Here is a 15,211-nt window from a genome sequence, read left to right as displayed (position 1 = left end):
CGCGCGTGAAGATGTACGCCGACCGGCTGCCCACCGCCGTCCGCCAGCTGCTCACCGATCTCCTGGTCGTGTTCTGGATCTACGCGTGGATCCGGGCCGGCGTCTGGATCAACGACATGGTCGAGAAACTCGGCGTCCCCGGGCAGAAGCTGCAGGAGGCGGGCACCGGCATCGCCGGCAACCTGGGCGACATCGGCGGCAAGGTGGGCCGGGTGCCGCTGGTCGGCGACGACCTGACCGCGCCCTTCAACAGCGCCGCCGAGGCCGCCAACTCCCTGGCCGAGGCCGGCCGCCAGCAGCAGGAGGTCGTGGACAACCTGGCGCTGACCATGGCCCTGCTGATCGTCGCCGTCCCGCTGGCGCTCGTGCTGTTCCTCTGGCTGCCGGCCCGGCTGCGCTGGATGCGCCGGGCCGCGGTGGCCGCCAAGGTCCGCGACGAGCCGGCCGGCCAGGACCTGCTGGCGTTGCGGGCCCTGGCCGGCCGGCCGCTGAACGAGCTCACCAAGCTGGGCCCGGACATCGCCCAGTCGTGGCGCAACGGCGACGCCGCCGCGGTGCGGGCGCTGGCCGCCCTCGAGCTGAAGGATCTCGGGCTCAGGCCCGCGCGGCCTCGCTAGGCTCGGCCGCCTGCTCCCCGAACTCCGCGTCGTCGTCCTCGTCGTCGTCGTCGACCCAGTTGCGGCGGGCCCAGGGGACGGCGGCCCAGAAGGTCAGGAAGAACGCCGCGGCGATGCCGGTCAGCACCAGCGCCACCCAGCGGCTGACCAGGTAGTCAGTGATCAGCAGCACGCTGCTGACCATCGAGATCAGCATGAACGCCAGGCCGCCGGTGGCCATCTTGTGCGCGTACCGGACCAGCTCCGGCTTGCGGCCCTGGCGGAACAGCGCCCGGTGGAACGCCACCGGCGAGATGATCATCGCGGTGGCGGCCGCGGCGGCCAGCAGCGCCACGATGTACGTGTCCTTCTGGAAGGCCGTGGTCTTGGGGAAGCCGTTGCTGAACGGCAGGGTCAGCAGGAACGCGAAGAGGATCTGCACGCCCGTCTGTGCCACGCGCAGCTCCTGCAGCAGGTCCGCGAAGTTCCGGTCCCACCGCTGCTTCTCCGATTCGTGCTTCATCCGTCGCTTCTCGGCGGCCATCGAACCTCCTCCTCGGTGGCCGCATGGTTTCCCGCTGGTGAACAGCGTCAAACGCCGATCCGGGCCAGGGTGACGTCGGCCAGCGCGCGGGGCGCCTCCTCGGGGATCCAGTGCCCGATCCCGCGCAGCGTGACGAACCGGTAGTCGGCCGCCACCCAGCTCGCGGTGGCCAGCGCGGCCGGCCGGCCGACCACCGGGTCGCCGTCGCTCCACACGTACGTGGTGGGCACGGTGATCTTGCCGACCGCGCCGAGCTGGCCCCGGTTGAGGGCGCGGTACCAGTTCAGGGCGCCGGTGAGCCGGCCCGGCTCGCGCATGGCCGTGGCGTACAGGCCGGCCCGGGCGCCGATCGGGCGCATCATCTGGCGCAGCACCGTGCCGTTCGCGCCGAGCAGCAGCCGCTCCGCGACCGGCGACCGGAACACCCCCATGTAGGCGAACCGCAGCTTCTGCGACGGCTGGTTGCTCAGGGCGACACCCAGCCCGCGTGGGTGCGGCACCGAGACGGCGGTGAGCGTGCTGACCCGGTCGGGGTGCTGGGCGGCCAGCAGCCAGGCCACCTGCGCCCCCCAGTCGTGCCCGACGACGTGCGCCCGGTCCACCCCGAGCGCGTCGAGCACCGCGACGGCGTCGGCGGTCGCCTCGCCGAGGCGGTAGTCGGCGACCGCGGCGGGCCGCGCGCCGGGCGAGTAGCCCCGCTGGTCCAGCGCGTACGTGCGCAGGCCGGCCGCGTGCAGCCGGGGCAGGATCAGGTCGAACTCGCGGTGATCCTGCGGGAAGCCGTGCAGCAGGAGCACCGGAGCGCCGTCGGCCGGGCCGCCCTCGTAGACGTCGAAGGTGAACCCTCTGGCCTGGATCTGCATGTGACGCCTCCTACGCTGTTCCGTACAGCCGTACGGTGTTAGCGTTCATCGAAGCACAAGCAGTCCGACGAATTTGCAAATGAAGTTTGTCAGCGACGGCCCAGACGCGGTGCATCGCCTACGCGATGTGCAGCTCGAGGTAGGTCGCTAACAAACTTCACCGACAGGGGAGCGCACAGCGCTGAGAGTGCGGGTGACACCGCAGACCCTCGAACCTGATCTGGGTAATGCCAGCGCAGGGAGCTCGGTCTTTCTCCAGCCGCGCCGTGACCGGGAGACGTCCCCGGCCGCGGCGCCGCGTCTCCTCCCGGTACCAGCTGGGAGGCACATCATGAACAACCGTTGGCGCACCATCGACATCGTCATCGCCTCGATCATCGCGGTCGCGTTCGGGGTCATCTTCTGGGCCTGGGGCCTGCTCTGGAACGGCCCGGCGGACGCCATCCCGCTGCCCGGCCGGGCCATCCTGTACGGCGTCTGGCTGGTGCCGGCCGTCCTGGGCGCCCTGGTGATCCGCAAGCCGGGCGCCGCGTTCTACACCCTCACCCTGGCCGCCCTGGTGTCGGTCGCGCTCGGCACCAGCTGGGGCTGGACCCTGGTGCTGCAGGGCCCGCTTGAGGCGGCCGCGGCCGAGCTGGTCTTCGCCGCGTTCGCGTACAAGGTGTGGAACCTGCCGGTCGCGCTGCTGGCGGCGGCCGCCGCCGGGATCGCCGCGTCCGTCTACGACGCCTTCGTCTGGTACGGCGGGACGTCCTGGGCGACGCTGCGGCTGCCCTACATCGGCATCACCGCGGTCAGTTCCGTGCTGGTGGCCGGGCTGGGCAGCATCCTGCTGGTCCGGGCGCTGGCCCAGACCGGGGTGCTGGACCGGTTCGCCTCGGGCCGCGAACGCGCCGCCGTCTAGTCATGACCGGTTGCCCCGAGCGTCGCGCGCCGGCGGCGGGCGGCGGCCAGGACCGCGAGGCCATGAGGGCATGACAAAGGAGGCCCAGCATGGGCGAGGTGGCCCTGCGGGGGTTCGGGTGGCGGCACGCCGGGCGCAAGGCGTGGGCGGTGCGCGGGGTCGACCTGCGCATCGCGCACGGCGAGCGGGTGCTGCTGCTCGGTCCCTCCGGGGCCGGCAAGTCCACACTGCTGGCGGCGCTGGCGGGCCTGCTGCCCGAGGACTCCGGCGAGGCCGAGGGCACGGTCGAGATCGACGGGCTCGACCCGCGCAAGGCCCGTGAGCGCGTCGGCATCGTCTTCCAGGACCCCGAGACCCAGCTGGTCATGTCGCGCAGCGGCGACGACGTGGCGTTCGGGCTGGAGAACCGCGGCGTACCGGCCGGCGAGATCTGGCCCCGCGTCGACGAGGCGCTGCACCGGGTCGGCTTCGGCTACGGCCGGGACCGGCCCACCGGCGCGCTGTCCGGCGGCGAGCAGCAGCGCCTGGCCCTGGCCGGGACGCTCGCGCTGCGCCCCGGCCTGCTGCTGCTCGACGAGCCGACCGCGAACCTCGACCCGGCCGGGGCCGCGCTGATCCGTGGCGCGGTCACCCGGGCGCTCGGCGACGACACCACGCTGATCATCGTGGAGCACCGGGTCGCCGAGGCGCTCACCCTGGTCGACCGGGTGGTCGTGCTGGAGCCGGGGGGCGGGGTCCGCGCCGACGGCCCGCCCGGCGCGGTCTTCGCCGCGCACGGCGACCGCCTGGCCGACGAGGGGGTGTGGGTGCCGGGTCACCCGGTCGCCCCCCGCCAGGCCCGCACCGGTCCGGGCGAGACCCTGGTACGCGCCACCGCCGTCACCCTCAGGGACCGCCTCGGCCCGGCCACGCTGACCGCCCGCGCGGGCGAGGCCCTGGCGGTGACCGGCCCCAACGGCGCCGGCAAGTCCACCCTGGCCCTGCTGCTGGGCGGGCTGCTGAAACCCACGTCCGGCACGATCGAGGCCGCCCCCGGCGGGTCGCCGCACCGGTGGCGGGCCGCCGACCTGACCGCCCGGATCGGCTCGGTCTTCCAGGACCCGGAGCACCAGTTCGTCACCCACCGCGTCGCCGACGAGCTGGCGCTGGGCCCGCGCCGGCTGGGCCGCCCCGAGGCCGAGGTCGGCCGGACCGTCGACGACCTGCTGGACCGGCTGCGGCTGGCCAAGCTGGCCGGCGCGAACCCGCACACGCTCTCCGGCGGGGAGGCCCGCCGGCTGAGCGTCGCGACGGCCCTGGCCACCGCGCCCCGGCTGCTGGTGCTCGACGAGCCCACCTTCGGCCAGGACCGGCGCACCTGGATCGAGCTGATCGACCTGCTGGCCCGGCTGCGCGACGACGGCCACGGCATCGTCGCGGTCACCCACGACGAGGACTTCGTGGCGGCCCTGGCCGACTCGGTGCACCGGCTGGCCCGCGCCGCATGACGCTCACCCTGCCGACGTTCGAGGCCGGCACCGCGCTGCTCGCCCGGCGCAACCCGGTGGCCAAGCTCGCCGCCGCCCTGCTGTTCAGCGCCCCGCTGATCGCCACGCTGGACCCGCTGACCCCGACCCTCGCCCTGGCCGTCGAGCTGGCGGTGCTGCCGCTGTTCGGGATGAGCTACGGCGCGCTGTTCCGGCGGGCCTGGCCGCTGGCCCTGGCCGCCGCCGGGATCGTGGTCACCCTCGTGCTGTTCGCCGCCGAGCGGACCGGGGCGACGGTGGCGACGCTCGGGCCGTTCGCGGTGACGACCGGCGTGCTGGTCACCGCGCTCGGCATGGTGCTGCGGATCTTCGCGATCGCGCTGCCGGGCATCATGGTGTTCGCCACCACGGACCCGACCGACCTCGCCGACGCCCTGGTGCAGAACGTCCGCGCGCCGGCCCGGTTCGCGATCGGCGCCCTGGCGGCCTTCCGGCTGGTGCCGCTGCTCGGCCAGGAGTGGCAGATGCTCAGCCTGGCCCGCCGGGCCCGCGGCATCGACGCCGGGCGCAACCCGCTGGCCAAGCTGCGGCTGTTCGGCTCGACGGCGTTCGCGCTGCTGGTCGGCGCGCTGCGGCGCGGCGGGCGGCTGGCGGTGGCGATGGACGCGCGGGGCTTCGACGCGGGGACGCCGCGCACGTACGCCCGCCGGCAGGTCCTCGGCCGGGCCGACGTGGCCCTCATGGTCGGCGCGATGCTGCTGTCGACCGCCGCGCTGACCACGAGTGTGCTGCTGGGAGTGTTCCGGCCGATCATCGGTTGACGCCGCCCGGGCCGAACGGCGGCCGGCGCGGCTCACCCCGCCGGCCTTGGGACGCGGGGATGTCGGGCCGGACCCGGTCGGTCCACCGAAACCGCCACCTGTTCGCCGGGCCGTCATCCCGGCGCCACGCGGTGTTGCGCTGCGCCCGCGAGATTGACCTGGTCATCCTTGTCGATCTTCGGGAGCCATGGGACATGGGTCACGGCCACCACCACCACGATCACTCGCCCGGAAACGGCGCCGCCGGCGACGTACCCCCGGCTCTTGACCTGGGCGTCCCGGACGGCGAGCTGTCGCCCTCGGACGTCTCGCGCCGGGGTTTCCTGCGCGGCGCCGGCCTGCTCGGCGCCGGCGCGGCCGCTTCGGTGCTCGCCACGCCGTCGGCCGCCGTGGCCGCCGGGCTGCCGCACTCGCACGGCCCGGCCGGCGGCGGCACCGCCCGGGGCGGGTTCCGCTGGCTGGCCGGCGACCACCACATCCACACCCAGCACAGCTCCGACGGCCAGTACCGGGTGATCGACCAGGCCGGCCACGGGCGCGCGTTCGGCCTGGACTGGGTCGTGATCACCGACCACGGCAGCAACGCGCACGCCAAGATCGGCGTGGCCAAGGTCAACCCGGACATCCTCGCCACCCGCCGGGAGCTGCCCGACCTGCTCACCTTCCAGGGGCTGGAGTGGAACATCCCGGCGGCCGAGCACGCCACCGTGTTCGTGCACCCGGGCCGGCACGAGGTGGCGGTGCTCCAGCAGTTCGAGCAGACCTTCGACGGCTCGCAGCTGCCGGCCACCAACACCGAGGCGCAGAACGAGGCCACCGCGATCGCCGGCATCAAGTTCCTCGGCGAGCAGGTCCGCCGGCGCAAGGTCGACGGGGCGCTGTTCCTGGCCAACCACCCGGCCCGGCGCGGCATCGACTCGCCGCACGAGATCCGCAACTGGCGCGACGCCGACCCGACGGTCGCGATCGGCATGGAGGGCGCCCCCGGCCACCAGGCCGCCGGCATTCCGGCGCCGAACGGGCGCGGCGGCGCGCGCGGGCTGTACGACAACAGCCCGTCGGCGGCCTCGTTCGCCGGCTACCCGCTGGAGAGCTACCGCACCTGGGGCGGCTTCGACTGGATGACCGCGACGGTCGGCGGCCTCTGGGACAGCCTGCTGTCGGAGGGGCGGGCCTGGTGGGTCACGGTCAACTCCGACAGCCACGTCAACTACCTGGACCAGTCCGAGCGGGGGCCGGGCGGCGCCTTCGAGGCCGACGGCCGCTACCCGGACCCGGTGTACACCGGCAAGGTCAACACCACGGCCGGTGACTTCTGGCCGGGCTACTACGGGCGGACCAATGTCGGCGCGACGTCGTTCTCGTACCGGGCGGTCATGGACGGCCTGCGGGCCGGCCGGGTCTGGGTCGACCACGGCCGCCTGATCAAGGGCCTGGACGCGCGGGTCCGGGTGGCCGGCGACCGCCGGGCCGCCACGGGTACGCCGCTGGGCGGCGTCCTGCACGTCAGGCGGGGCACCGCGACCGAGCTGACCGTCGAGATCGACCTGCAGGACCGGCCGAACTGGGCGCAGTTCATCCCGGTGCTGGCCCGGGTCGACGTGATCGTCGGCTCGGTGACCGGCCCGGTCGCCTCCGGTGACACCTTCACCGCGCCGGACACCCGGGTCGTGCAGTCCTACGAGGTCTCGCCCGGCGCCCGGCGACTGTCCGTGACCTACCCGCTGGGCCGCCTGGACCAGCCGTTCTACCTGCGCCTGCGTGGCACCGACGGCAAGCGCTCCCAGCCCGGCCTGATGGGCGCGGCGGCCGACCCGGCGGGCCCGAAGCTCGACGTGATCGGCGACGCCGACCCGTGGGGCGACCTGTGGTTCTACACCAACCCGATCTGGGTCCTGCCGAGGTGACCGGCCACTCCGCCGCGGCCGTGGTCATCGGGGTCTCCCGGGACCATCCGGACCCGGCCGCGGCGGAACACTGGCTGGCCTCGCTGTCCCCGGCGCCGGTGCTGGCCTGCACCCACCTGGTCCGCTCGCCCCGGCCGCACGTGGCGCTGAGCCTGGTCTTCGCCGGGGAGGCGCCGGCCGAGCTGGGCGCGCCGAGCCCGGCGGCGGTCGCCGAGCACGGGCGGTCGGGTCGCGCGGTGCTGTACCCGGGGGCCGAGCTGCTGGTCGGCACGCTGACCGTGGCCGAGGTGCTGGCGCTGAGCGCGATCGAACGGGTCGAGGTGCTGGGCGGCGGCGCGGCGGACCCGGCGACGCTGATCGACACGGGCGGCTTCGTCCGGCCGCAGTGGCGGGCCGGGGTGCTCACGCTGACGACGACACCGGCGGCGGGTGGGCGGCTGGTGCCGTTCGAGACCCGGAATCCGACGCCCTGCTGCGCCGCCCACTGAGGCTCAGCGGGTCGCCGGGGAACGCCGGTCAGTGCGTGACGGTGGCCAGCAGCAGGGTCGTCCAGCCGGCGGCGACCACCAGCGGAAACCATCGGGTCACCCCGGTGGCCGAGGCGAGCGGCCGCAGCGGGAGGCGTTCCGTCCGCGCGATCGCCCGGAACCGGTCGATCTCCTCGTCGAGGCGGCACAGCTCGGCGCGCCACGCGCAGATCCACAGGTAGCTCGCCCGGGCCACCGCGAACCAGAAGACGCTGACCACCAGGCCGAAGACACCGACGACCAGCGAGTAGTCACCCTTGGGCGCGGTAGCCGCGTACGCGGACACCAGCACGCCCGTCAGGATCAGGTACATGTTGGACCGTACCCAGAACTGGCGCAGGTCCTGATCGAAGTGGGAATGCACCAGCTTGAGGATCTCGATGTCGTTCGCTCTGTCCGGCGCGTGGTCCATCGCGTCTCCTGACGTCGCTCCTGCCGCCAGTGCAGCCGACGTCGTCAAGCGCTCGGTCAGAGGTCGATCCAGTACCGCGCGGCGCCGCCGTGCCCGGTCTCCCCCACGCCCTCCAGGACCCCGCCGCACCGCTCGATGGTCCGCGCCGACGCGGCGTTGCCGGGCGCGCAGACCGCCAGCACCCGCCGCATCCCCAGCGCCCGCGCCTCGTCGAGCATGCGGCTCATCGCCCAGGTGGCCAGCCCGCGCCGGCGCGCCACGTCGTCGGCCGGGCTCAGCCCGAAACCGTCCTCGTGGCGGCCGGGACCCCACTCCGCGTGCGCCTCGAGCCAGGCCGCGTGCAAGCGGGCGGTGGGAGCGATCAGCGCGGGCATCCGGCGACGATATCGCGCCCGATCGCGGCCTCCACCTCCCGCCATGTCCCGGTGTGCCGCACCCAGGCCGGTGGTGGGGTGCGTTGCGGCCCGAACAGGTACCGGTGCGCGACCACCCCGCGCAGCGCCTGGTGGACGTCGAGTTTGTCGTCGATGAAGTGGGTGATCCCCAGCTGCGCGCAGTGCCCGGCCTTGTCGGGCCGGCGCAGGCAGAAGCGGAGGTGGTCGCGCGGGATGCCGGTACGGGCGGCGAAGTCGTGGTGGTCGAGCCACTGCCGGGTGTGGCGTTGCACCCGCTCGCCGCACTTGGAGATCAGCCACACCTGGTCGAAGCGCGGCGCCAGGCGGGCCAGGGTGTCGAACGCGCCGGGCACGGCCGGCGTCGCCAGCATCCGAGCGGTGTCGCCGCTGAAGAACTGGGTGTCGCTGCCGCCGGGGACCGTGCTGCCGCCGATGATGACCCGGCCGATGTCGACCCCGAGGCGCATGTTCGTTGTGTTCATGCCGCTCAGCGTGACGGCGCCGGGGCTAAAGCAGAACTATCGATGAAGGCGCAGCTATAGTCTGCCGTTATGGATGAGCGGGCGGTCCCGGCGGAGGCCCTGGCCTCGTTCGCCGTCTTCGCCGAGCACCTCAACTTCACCCGGGCCGCCGCGCAGCTGCGCATCTCCCAGCCCGCCCTGCACGTGAAGATCCGCAAGCTGGCGCAGGCCCTGGGCCGGCCGCTCTACCACCGCAGCGGCCGGCGGCTGGTGCTGACCGTGGACGGCGAGGCGGTCGCCCGCTTCGCCCGCGCGCACGACGAACGCCTTGCCGACTTCCTGGCCGAGTTCGCCGGGGTGGTGCCCGGCCGGCCGGTGGTCCTGGCGGCGGGCCAGGGCGCCTATCTCTACCTGCTCGGCGACACGATCCGGGCCGTGCTGGCCGAGGAAACCACCCGGCTCCGCCTGATCAACTGCGACCACCGGCAGATGCTCGCCGCGGTCCGCACCGGGCAGGCCCACCTCGGGGTCGGCGTGCTCGACGTGCTGCCCGACGACCTGACCGCCGTCGAGCTGGCCACGTTCCCGCAGGTGCTGTTCGTGCCGGCGGCGCACCGGCTGGCCCGGCGCCGCACGGTGACGCTGCCCGACCTGGCGGGCGAGCGCCTGGTCGTGCCGCCCCGGCACCGACCCCACCGGGTACGGCTGGAGCAGGCCCTGCGCGCCGCGGACGTGGACTGGTCGGTAGCCGTGGAGGCCGAGGGCTGGCCGTTGATCACGCAGTTCGTCGTCCTCGGGGTCGGGCCGGCGATCGTCAACGGCTGCGTGCCGGCCCCGCCCGGCCTGGTCGCCCGGCCGGTCACCGGCCTGCCGGCGGTCACCTACCACGTGGTCCATCAGCCGTCCGCGCTGTCCGACCCGCGGGTCACCGGCCTGCTCGACCGCATCCGCCCGCCCGCCGCGGCCCGCGCCCGCCGGGGCTGAGCACAGTCCGGTCACCGCGACCGGGGCACCTGTCAGGATGGGGCCATGCTGGTTGCTTTCTCCGTCACCCCGCTCGGCGCCGGTGACTCCGTCGGTGACCTGGTCGCCGAGGCCGTACGGGTGGTCCGGGCGTCCGGGCTGCCCAACCGCACCGACGCCATGTTCACCACCGTCGAGGGCGAGTGGGACGAGGTCATGGCCGTCATCAAGCAGGCCGTCGACGCCGTTGCCGCCCACGCGCCGCGGGTCACCGTCTCGCTCAAGGCCGACATCCGGCCGGGGGTCACCGACGCCCTGCACGGCAAGGTCGCGCACATCGAACGGCGGCTGGCCGAACAGTGAGGCGCCTGGTCATGTGGGACGTCGACCACACGCTGCTGCGCGGCGGCGGGGTCGCCGCGCAGGCCTGGAAGGCGGCCTTCACCGAGCTGACCGGGGTGGCCTGGCGGGTCACGCCGAACTTCAGCGGGCGCACCGACCTGGACATCTGCGCCGAGGTCTTCGCCACGCACGGCGTCACCGACTGCACGCCGGAACGGTTCTTCGCCCGCTACGTCGAGCAGGTGCACGGCTCCCGACACCTGTTCGCCGAGCAGGGCACGCTGCTGCCCGGGGTCCGGGCCGTGCTGGACGCGCTGGACGCCCGGACCGACGTGGTGCAGACGCTGGTCACCGGCAACGTGCCGCAGGTGGCCGCGGCCAAGGTCGCCGCGTTCGGGCTGACCGGCGCCTTCGACGCGGAGATCGGCGGCTACGGCACCGACGACAGCGTGCGGGCCACGCTGGTGCGGCGCTGCCGGCAACGGGCCGAGGCGAAGTACGGCGAACGCTTCCGCCCCGTCGTCATCGGCGACACGGCCCACGACGTGTCGGCCGCGCTGGCCAACGACGCCCTCGCGGTGGCGGTGGCGACCGGCTCCGCGAGCATGGCCGAGCTGGTGCTGGCCGGCGCCCACGCGGTGCTGCCCGACCTGTCGGACGTGGACGCCGCCGTCGCCGTCATCACGGCCTGAGGCGGCCGCGGCTCACTTCGGGGCGACCGGGTTGGGGATCGCCCCGCCGAAGCGGCGGTCGCGCCGGGCGTAGAGCTCGCAGGCGTACCAGAGGTGGCGGCGGTCGAAATCCGGCCACAGGGTGTCCAGGAACACCAGCTCCGCGTACGCCGACTGCCAGAGCAGGAAGTTGGAGGTGCGCTCCTCGCCGGACGGGCGCAGGAACATGTCCACGTCCGGGATCTCCGGGTGGTACAGGTATTTCCGCAGGGTCTTCTCGTTGACCCGGTCGGCCCTGAGCTTGCCCGCCGCCACGTCCCGGGCGATCGCCGCCGTCGCGTCCGCGATCTCGGCGTGGCCGCCGTAGTTGACGCAGAACTGCAGGGTGAGCGTCTTGTTGTCCTTCGACATCTCCTCGGCGGTCTGCAGCTCGGAGATCACGCTCTTCCACAGCCGGCCGGGGCGGCCCGACCAGACCACCCGGACGCCGAGCTCCACCAGCTGGTCGCGGCGGCGGCGGATGACGTCGCGGTTGAAGCCCATCAGGAAGCGGACCTCCTCCGGCGAGCGCTTCCAGTTCTCCGTGGAGAAGGCGTACGCCGACAGGTACGGGATGCCCAGCTCGATCGCGCCCTCGATGGTGTCGAAGAGCGAGTACTCCCCCTGCTCGTGGCCCTTGGTGCGGGACAGGCCGCGCTCCTTGGCCCAGCGGCCGTTGCCGTCCATCACCACCGCCACGTGCTTGGGCACCGCCGCGGCGGGCAGGGCCGGCGGCCGGGCGCCGGAGCTGTGCGGGGTGGGCGGACGTGTCACGAAGTGCTCTCCCGTCGGTCGACCAGCGGCAGGGCGCGCAGGTTGCGCTCCATGTGCCACTGCAGGTGTGCTGCCACCAGTCCGCTGCACTCGCGGCGTACCGGTTGTTCGGTGGCGTCCGCGAGCAGCCAGTCGCCGCTGGTCAGGGCCTGCATCAGGGCGACCGTGGCCGGGGCCGGGTGGGCCGCGCCGGGCGGCCGGCAGTCGGGGCAGACCGCGCCGCCGGCCGGCACCGAGAAGGCGCCGTGCTGCCCCGGGGTGCCGCAGACCGCGCACTCGCCCAGGGCGGGCGCCCAGCCGGCGAAGTTCATGCCGCGCAGCAGGTACGCGTCCAGGACCAGGCTGCTCGCGTGCTCCCCGGCGGCCAGCGCCTTGAGCGCGCCCAGGGTGAGCTGGAACAACCGCAGGGACGGCTCCCGCTCGACCGGGGACAGCCGCTCGGCGGTCTCCGCGATGGCGCTGGCCGCGGTGTAGCGGGGGTAGTCGGTGAGGAACTTCTTCCCGTACAGCGTCAGGGCCTCGACCTGGCTGACCGAGTGCAGGCTGCTGCCGACGCCCTCGGGCGACCCGGCGAGCTGGAGATCGATGTGGCCGAACGGCTCCAGCCGGGCGCCGAACTTGCTGCTGGTGCGGCGTACCCCGCGGGCGACCGCACGCAGCCGGCCGTGCCGGCGGGTCAGCAGGGTGATGATCCGGTCGCTCTCGCCCAGCTTCTGCACACGCAGCACCACCGCGTCGTCGCGGTAGAGCTGGCGTCGGTATCCGGCGGGCACACAGGCCATTCTGCCTGGTGGGTACGACAGACCCTGACCCGGATCTCAGGGTCTTCTCGGGGCCGCCTCAGTGGGAGGACCGATGGTGCCCCGGTACGGGCGCGCCCTAGCGTCAAGGGCATGACCCCGACTCTCGCCCGGCGCGCCGGCGCCGTCACCCTGATCGCCGCGGCCGCGACCGCCCTGGCCGGCTGCGGCGGCGGGATGGGCGCCCGGCTGACCTACGACGACACCGAGAAGGTGAAGGTCTCCGAGATCGTCCTGACGGGCGGCAGCGGTGACGTCACCGTGACCACGGCCGCGATCGCGGAGACCCGGATCAAGCGCCTCGTGCGCACCGACGGCTCCGACGACCCGCGGGCCTCGTACCAGCTGGCGGGCACGGTGCTGAGCCTGGACACCAGCTGCGGCCAGCGGTGCCGGGTCTCGTACGAGATCCAGGCCCCGGCCGGGGTGGCGGTACGCGGCAAGCTCGGCTCGGGCAACCTCACGCTGAGCGACATCGGCACGGCCGACGTCACCGTCGGTTCCGGCAACGCCCTGATCAACGGGGCCGCCGGCGCGGTGTCGCTGAAGGCCGGCTCGGGCGAGGTCGAGGCGAACGACCTGCGTGGCCCGGTGACGCTGGTGACGGGCTCGGGCAATATCGAGGCGCACGGTCTCAGCGGCGGCCAGGCGGTCCGGGTCCAGACCGGCTCCGGCGAGGTCACCGCCGAGCTGACCCGGGCTGCCTCGGTGACCGCCCGCACCGGCAGCGGGAACGTCGAGCTGATGGTGCCGGACGGCGCCTACCGGGTGACGACCCACCACGGTTCCGGCGACGCCGAGGTGATCGGCCTGGTCAGCGACCCGGCGGCCAAGAACGTCATCGAGGTGCAGACCGGCAGCGGGAACGCGACCATCACCGCCCTGCCCGGGAGCTAGCCGATCATGCACTGTGGATGGTGGCACGAACACGGGAGCAGGAGGGATCGGCCGGGCGCTTAGGCTCCCCAGCGACAAGTAAACGCACGGGGGAGATTGCCGATGTTCACACGTTCTGGTCCGTTCCTTGCCCTGGGTGCTCTCCTGCTCGCGGGCCTGGCCGCCTGCGAAAGCGGCGCCGGCGACACCGCGGCCAAGGCGCCGGTCGCCCCGCCGTCGGCGGCGCCGGCCGTCAGCGCCACCACAACCGCGGCGCCGGGGGTCAGCGCCACCTCGTCCGCGCCCGCCGGGGGGAAGACGTCCGGCCAGCCGGCACCGGGCGGGGGCGCGGCGGCGAACTGCCCGGTGAGCGCGGCGACCCTGCTGGCGGCCGTCAAGAAGGAACACCCCGGCTGGGGCGAGCAGGAACTGACCGAGATCACGTGTTACCGGAACTTCGCGATCTCGACCCGGCGCGCCGCCGACCCTGGCGCCGACACCGAGGTGCAGACCTTCCGCTACGCCGGCGGCGCCTGGCACACGTTCGTCGGTGGCAGCGGCGGCTTCTGCAAGGGCGTGCCGGCGGAGGTCACCAAGTACTTCCGCGCGCACGGCCGCGGGGGCTGCGAGAGCTGACCGGAGCGGCTCAGGCGTGGCCCGGCCCAGCGCGGGCCGGGCCGCGACCACGCCGATCGAGGCCCTCGGCGGGTCGAAGGACAGGTGTCGCCAAGGCCGAGATGCACTACGTCCGGCGACCGTGCGCGGCGGTCATGGTCAGGTGTGCACGGTCTCAGCAATCTGTCCGACGGCGGGGGACACCGGCGCGGCGACCGGCCGGCGTCGGCGCGCCCCGGGCACCAGCGCGGGCCGGCGGCCGGCGGCGAAGTCCTCGACCCAGCCGAAGAGCGCGACGGCGACCGCCACCAGCGCGACGATCACTCCGAACCGCCACCCGATCCCGGCCGCGCCGCGGACCGGCAGGCCGTGCGCCTCCCCGATCCGGGTGACGGCCACGATGATCGGCACGTGCCAGAGGTAGATGGTCAGCGCCCGGGCGTTCAGGACGGTGACCAGGCGGGAGGGGCGGGTCGTCGACACGGCCGGGGCCAGGCCGAGCGCGACCAGGATGAACGCGGCCGACCAGAGCGCGTTGCCGAGCGGGATGTCGTTGAGGTCGTACCCCCGCGCTCCGGGGTGGGTGAGCACCCAGGCCGCGCCCAGCGTCGCCAGCCCGGCGGCCCAGCCGGCCAGCCGGCGCCGGGTGAGCCGGCGCAGCATCCCGTCGTGGTGGGCGAAGCCGAGCAGCCACGCGCCGCCGTAGAGGGCCATGTCCCGCACGATGGCGTGCGGCGTGAGGCCGAACAGGGTGATGACCACCAGTGCCGCGTACGGCGTCGCGATCGCCAGTCTCGGCAAGCGGCGGAAGACCGGCAGGGCGAGCGGCGAGAGCAGCACGAACCACAGGAAGTCCCGCAGGTACCAGGTGGCGCTCAGGGCCATCGAGCCCCAGCCGTTGGCCGGCGGATCCTGCACCGGGAAGGCCCAGTACAGGATCTTCCAGTCCCAGGCGAGGCCGGTGAGCAGCATCGCGGGCACGGCGATCGCGGACATCGCCCACAGCGACGGCAGCAGGCGGCGCAGCCGGCGCTCCACGGCCATCGGCCCGGACCTGTCCAGCGAGGCCGCCATCAGCGAGCCGGCCAGCGCGAACATCACCGACATGGCGGGAAAGGCGATGGTCAGCGCGACCCAGCCGGTGCTGTGGTAGACGACCACCCGGACGATGGCGATGGCACGCAACAGGTCCAGGTACCGATTCCGCATAGCTTCCATGGCTATCGAAACAAAGC

The 15,211-nt window shown here is 73.8% G+C and carries 19 protein-coding genes and 1 riboswitch; of the genes, 11 read left to right on the top strand and 8 right to left on the bottom strand.

Annotated features, from left to right (window positions below):
- Positions 1–11: 11 nt before the first annotated feature.
- A complete protein-coding gene (locus Ani05nite_RS22205; RefSeq protein ID WP_239130506.1) occupies positions 12–617 on the top strand; it encodes a hypothetical protein in 606 nt (201 codons plus the stop codon).
- Here the strand turns inward: Ani05nite_RS22205 and Ani05nite_RS22200 are convergent.
- The gene (locus Ani05nite_RS22200; RefSeq protein WP_203770995.1) at positions 595–1,119 is read right to left on the bottom strand and encodes a DUF6328 family protein; all 525 of its coding nucleotides are present in this window, start codon (positions 1,117–1,119) and stop codon (positions 595–597) included. The genes Ani05nite_RS22205 and Ani05nite_RS22200 overlap by 23 nt on opposite strands.
- Positions 1,120–1,187: 68 nt before the next feature.
- A complete protein-coding gene (locus Ani05nite_RS22195) occupies positions 1,188–2,003 on the bottom strand; it encodes an alpha/beta fold hydrolase (RefSeq protein WP_203770994.1) in 816 nt (271 codons plus the stop codon).
- A 155-nt stretch (positions 2,004–2,158) separates the two neighbouring features.
- Positions 2,159–2,263: riboswitch (TPP riboswitch) on the top strand.
- A gap of 71 nt (positions 2,264–2,334) precedes the next feature.
- On the opposite strand from Ani05nite_RS22195, the gene Ani05nite_RS22190 reads away from it, so the two are divergent.
- The 5 genes from Ani05nite_RS22190 to Ani05nite_RS22170 all read left to right on the top strand — a co-directional run bounded on the left by Ani05nite_RS22190 (position 2,335) and on the right by Ani05nite_RS22170 (position 7,589).
- The gene (locus Ani05nite_RS22190) at positions 2,335–2,907 is read left to right on the top strand and encodes an ECF transporter S component (protein ID WP_203770992.1); all 573 of its coding nucleotides are present in this window, start codon (positions 2,335–2,337) and stop codon (positions 2,905–2,907) included.
- Between the two features lie 89 nt (positions 2,908–2,996).
- Positions 2,997–4,394, top strand: coding sequence for an ABC transporter ATP-binding protein (locus Ani05nite_RS22185; protein ID WP_203770990.1), 1,398 nt, complete (start codon positions 2,997–2,999; stop codon positions 4,392–4,394).
- A complete protein-coding gene (locus Ani05nite_RS22180) occupies positions 4,391–5,194 on the top strand; it encodes an energy-coupling factor transporter transmembrane component T family protein (protein ID WP_203770988.1) in 804 nt (267 codons plus the stop codon). Before Ani05nite_RS22185 ends, Ani05nite_RS22180 begins: the two co-directional genes overlap by 4 nt.
- 194 nt (positions 5,195–5,388) lie before the next feature.
- Positions 5,389–7,101, top strand: coding sequence for a CehA/McbA family metallohydrolase domain-containing protein (locus Ani05nite_RS22175; protein WP_203770986.1), 1,713 nt, complete (start codon positions 5,389–5,391; stop codon positions 7,099–7,101).
- Positions 7,098–7,589: a hypothetical protein gene (locus Ani05nite_RS22170; RefSeq protein WP_239130490.1), complete on the top strand. Its 492-nt coding sequence runs from the start codon at positions 7,098–7,100 to the stop codon at positions 7,587–7,589. The genes Ani05nite_RS22175 and Ani05nite_RS22170 overlap by 4 nt, the downstream gene beginning before the upstream one ends.
- Before the next feature lie 28 nt (positions 7,590–7,617).
- Here the strand turns inward: Ani05nite_RS22170 and Ani05nite_RS22165 are convergent, their stop codons facing one another.
- From Ani05nite_RS22165 to Ani05nite_RS22155, 3 genes are read right to left on the bottom strand one after another with little or no spacing between them, the layout of a single operon-like run.
- The gene (locus Ani05nite_RS22165; RefSeq protein ID WP_203770984.1) at positions 7,618–8,040 is read right to left on the bottom strand and encodes a RipA family octameric membrane protein; all 423 of its coding nucleotides are present in this window, start codon (positions 8,038–8,040) and stop codon (positions 7,618–7,620) included.
- Between the two features lie 56 nt (positions 8,041–8,096).
- Positions 8,097–8,414: a GNAT family N-acetyltransferase gene (locus Ani05nite_RS22160; RefSeq protein ID WP_203770982.1), complete on the bottom strand. Its 318-nt coding sequence runs from the start codon at positions 8,412–8,414 to the stop codon at positions 8,097–8,099.
- Positions 8,402–8,917, bottom strand: a complete 516-nt coding sequence (locus Ani05nite_RS22155; protein WP_239130488.1) for a hypothetical protein — start codon at positions 8,915–8,917, stop codon at positions 8,402–8,404. Before Ani05nite_RS22155 ends, Ani05nite_RS22160 begins: the two co-directional genes overlap by 13 nt.
- Positions 8,918–8,986: 69 nt before the next feature.
- Between Ani05nite_RS22155 and Ani05nite_RS22150 the strand changes: the two genes are divergently transcribed.
- From Ani05nite_RS22150 to Ani05nite_RS22140, 3 genes are read left to right on the top strand one after another with little or no spacing between them, the layout of a single operon-like run.
- Positions 8,987–9,880 carry a LysR family transcriptional regulator gene (locus tag Ani05nite_RS22150; RefSeq protein WP_203770980.1) on the top strand — a complete coding sequence of 298 codons (894 nt, stop codon included), beginning with the start codon at positions 8,987–8,989 and terminating at the stop codon, positions 9,878–9,880.
- Between the two features lie 45 nt (positions 9,881–9,925).
- Positions 9,926–10,222, top strand: a complete 297-nt coding sequence (locus Ani05nite_RS22145) for an MTH1187 family thiamine-binding protein (RefSeq protein ID WP_203770977.1) — start codon at positions 9,926–9,928, stop codon at positions 10,220–10,222.
- Between the two features lie 11 nt (positions 10,223–10,233).
- Positions 10,234–10,893 carry a haloacid dehalogenase-like hydrolase gene (locus Ani05nite_RS22140; RefSeq protein ID WP_203770976.1) on the top strand — a complete coding sequence of 220 codons (660 nt, stop codon included), beginning with the start codon at positions 10,234–10,236 and terminating at the stop codon, positions 10,891–10,893.
- 12 nt (positions 10,894–10,905) lie between these two features.
- Here Ani05nite_RS22140 and Ani05nite_RS22135 read toward each other — a convergent pair whose 3' ends face one another.
- Both Ani05nite_RS22135 and recO read right to left on the bottom strand, forming a co-directional pair.
- Positions 10,906–11,685: an isoprenyl transferase gene (locus tag Ani05nite_RS22135; RefSeq protein WP_203770974.1), complete on the bottom strand. Its 780-nt coding sequence runs from the start codon at positions 11,683–11,685 to the stop codon at positions 10,906–10,908.
- On the bottom strand, positions 11,682–12,467 hold the full coding sequence (gene recO / locus Ani05nite_RS22130; RefSeq protein WP_203770972.1) for a DNA repair protein RecO: 786 nt from the start codon (positions 12,465–12,467) through the stop codon (positions 11,682–11,684). Before recO ends, Ani05nite_RS22135 begins: the two co-directional genes overlap by 4 nt.
- Before the next feature lie 111 nt (positions 12,468–12,578).
- Here recO and Ani05nite_RS22125 point away from each other — a divergent pair, with 111 nt between their 5' ends.
- Together Ani05nite_RS22125 and Ani05nite_RS22120 are read left to right on the top strand one after the other, a co-directional pair.
- A complete protein-coding gene (locus Ani05nite_RS22125) occupies positions 12,579–13,382 on the top strand; it encodes a DUF4097 family beta strand repeat-containing protein (protein WP_203770970.1) in 804 nt (267 codons plus the stop codon).
- A gap of 102 nt (positions 13,383–13,484) precedes the next feature.
- Complete coding sequence (locus Ani05nite_RS22120; RefSeq protein WP_203770968.1) at positions 13,485–13,997, top strand: hypothetical protein; 513 nt, start codon at positions 13,485–13,487, stop codon at positions 13,995–13,997.
- A gap of 138 nt (positions 13,998–14,135) precedes the next feature.
- Here Ani05nite_RS22120 and Ani05nite_RS22115 read toward each other — a convergent pair whose 3' ends face one another.
- On the bottom strand, positions 14,136–15,185 hold the full coding sequence (locus Ani05nite_RS22115) for an acyltransferase family protein (RefSeq protein WP_203770967.1): 1,050 nt from the start codon (positions 15,183–15,185) through the stop codon (positions 14,136–14,138).
- Positions 15,186–15,211 lie beyond the last annotated feature (26 nt).

Origin of the sequence: Actinoplanes nipponensis (assembly GCF_016862275.1) — a bacterium.
Taxonomy (GTDB): domain Bacteria; phylum Actinomycetota; class Actinomycetes; order Mycobacteriales; family Micromonosporaceae; genus Actinoplanes; species Actinoplanes nipponensis.
This window is presented reverse-complemented; position numbering and strand designations above follow the sequence as displayed.

What these genes read in the sequence shown, in the direction of transcription:
- Ani05nite_RS22125 (WP_203770970.1), top strand. Translation starts at nt 12,579, where the DNA reads ATGACCCCGACTCTCGCCCGGCGCGCCGGCGCCGTCACCCTGATCGCC.
- Ani05nite_RS22160 (WP_203770982.1), bottom strand. Translation starts at nt 8,414, where the DNA reads ATGCCCGCGCTGATCGCTCCCACCGCCCGCTTGCACGCGGCCTGGCTC.
- Ani05nite_RS22195 (WP_203770994.1), bottom strand. Translation starts at nt 2,003, where the DNA reads ATGCAGATCCAGGCCAGAGGGTTCACCTTCGACGTCTACGAGGGCGGC.
- Ani05nite_RS22140 (WP_203770976.1), top strand. Translation starts at nt 10,234, where the DNA reads ATGTGGGACGTCGACCACACGCTGCTGCGCGGCGGCGGGGTCGCCGCG.
- Ani05nite_RS22120 (WP_203770968.1), top strand. Translation starts at nt 13,485, where the DNA reads ATGTTCACACGTTCTGGTCCGTTCCTTGCCCTGGGTGCTCTCCTGCTC.
- Ani05nite_RS22145 (WP_203770977.1), top strand. Translation starts at nt 9,926, where the DNA reads ATGCTGGTTGCTTTCTCCGTCACCCCGCTCGGCGCCGGTGACTCCGTC.
- recO (WP_203770972.1), bottom strand. Translation starts at nt 12,467, where the DNA reads ATGGCCTGTGTGCCCGCCGGATACCGACGCCAGCTCTACCGCGACGAC.
- Ani05nite_RS22190 (WP_203770992.1), top strand. Translation starts at nt 2,335, where the DNA reads ATGAACAACCGTTGGCGCACCATCGACATCGTCATCGCCTCGATCATC.
- Ani05nite_RS22165 (WP_203770984.1), bottom strand. Translation starts at nt 8,040, where the DNA reads ATGGACCACGCGCCGGACAGAGCGAACGACATCGAGATCCTCAAGCTG.
- Ani05nite_RS22150 (WP_203770980.1), top strand. Translation starts at nt 8,987, where the DNA reads ATGGATGAGCGGGCGGTCCCGGCGGAGGCCCTGGCCTCGTTCGCCGTC.
- Ani05nite_RS22175 (WP_203770986.1), top strand. Translation starts at nt 5,389, where the DNA reads ATGGGTCACGGCCACCACCACCACGATCACTCGCCCGGAAACGGCGCC.
- Ani05nite_RS22205 (WP_239130506.1), top strand. Translation starts at nt 12, where the DNA reads ATGTACGCCGACCGGCTGCCCACCGCCGTCCGCCAGCTGCTCACCGAT.
- Ani05nite_RS22180 (WP_203770988.1), top strand. Translation starts at nt 4,391, where the DNA reads ATGACGCTCACCCTGCCGACGTTCGAGGCCGGCACCGCGCTGCTCGCC.
- Ani05nite_RS22185 (WP_203770990.1), top strand. Translation starts at nt 2,997, where the DNA reads ATGGGCGAGGTGGCCCTGCGGGGGTTCGGGTGGCGGCACGCCGGGCGC.
- Ani05nite_RS22155 (WP_239130488.1), bottom strand. Translation starts at nt 8,917, where the DNA reads ATGAACACAACGAACATGCGCCTCGGGGTCGACATCGGCCGGGTCATC.
- Ani05nite_RS22200 (WP_203770995.1), bottom strand. Translation starts at nt 1,119, where the DNA reads ATGAAGCACGAATCGGAGAAGCAGCGGTGGGACCGGAACTTCGCGGAC.
- Ani05nite_RS22115 (WP_203770967.1), bottom strand. Translation starts at nt 15,185, where the DNA reads ATGCGGAATCGGTACCTGGACCTGTTGCGTGCCATCGCCATCGTCCGG.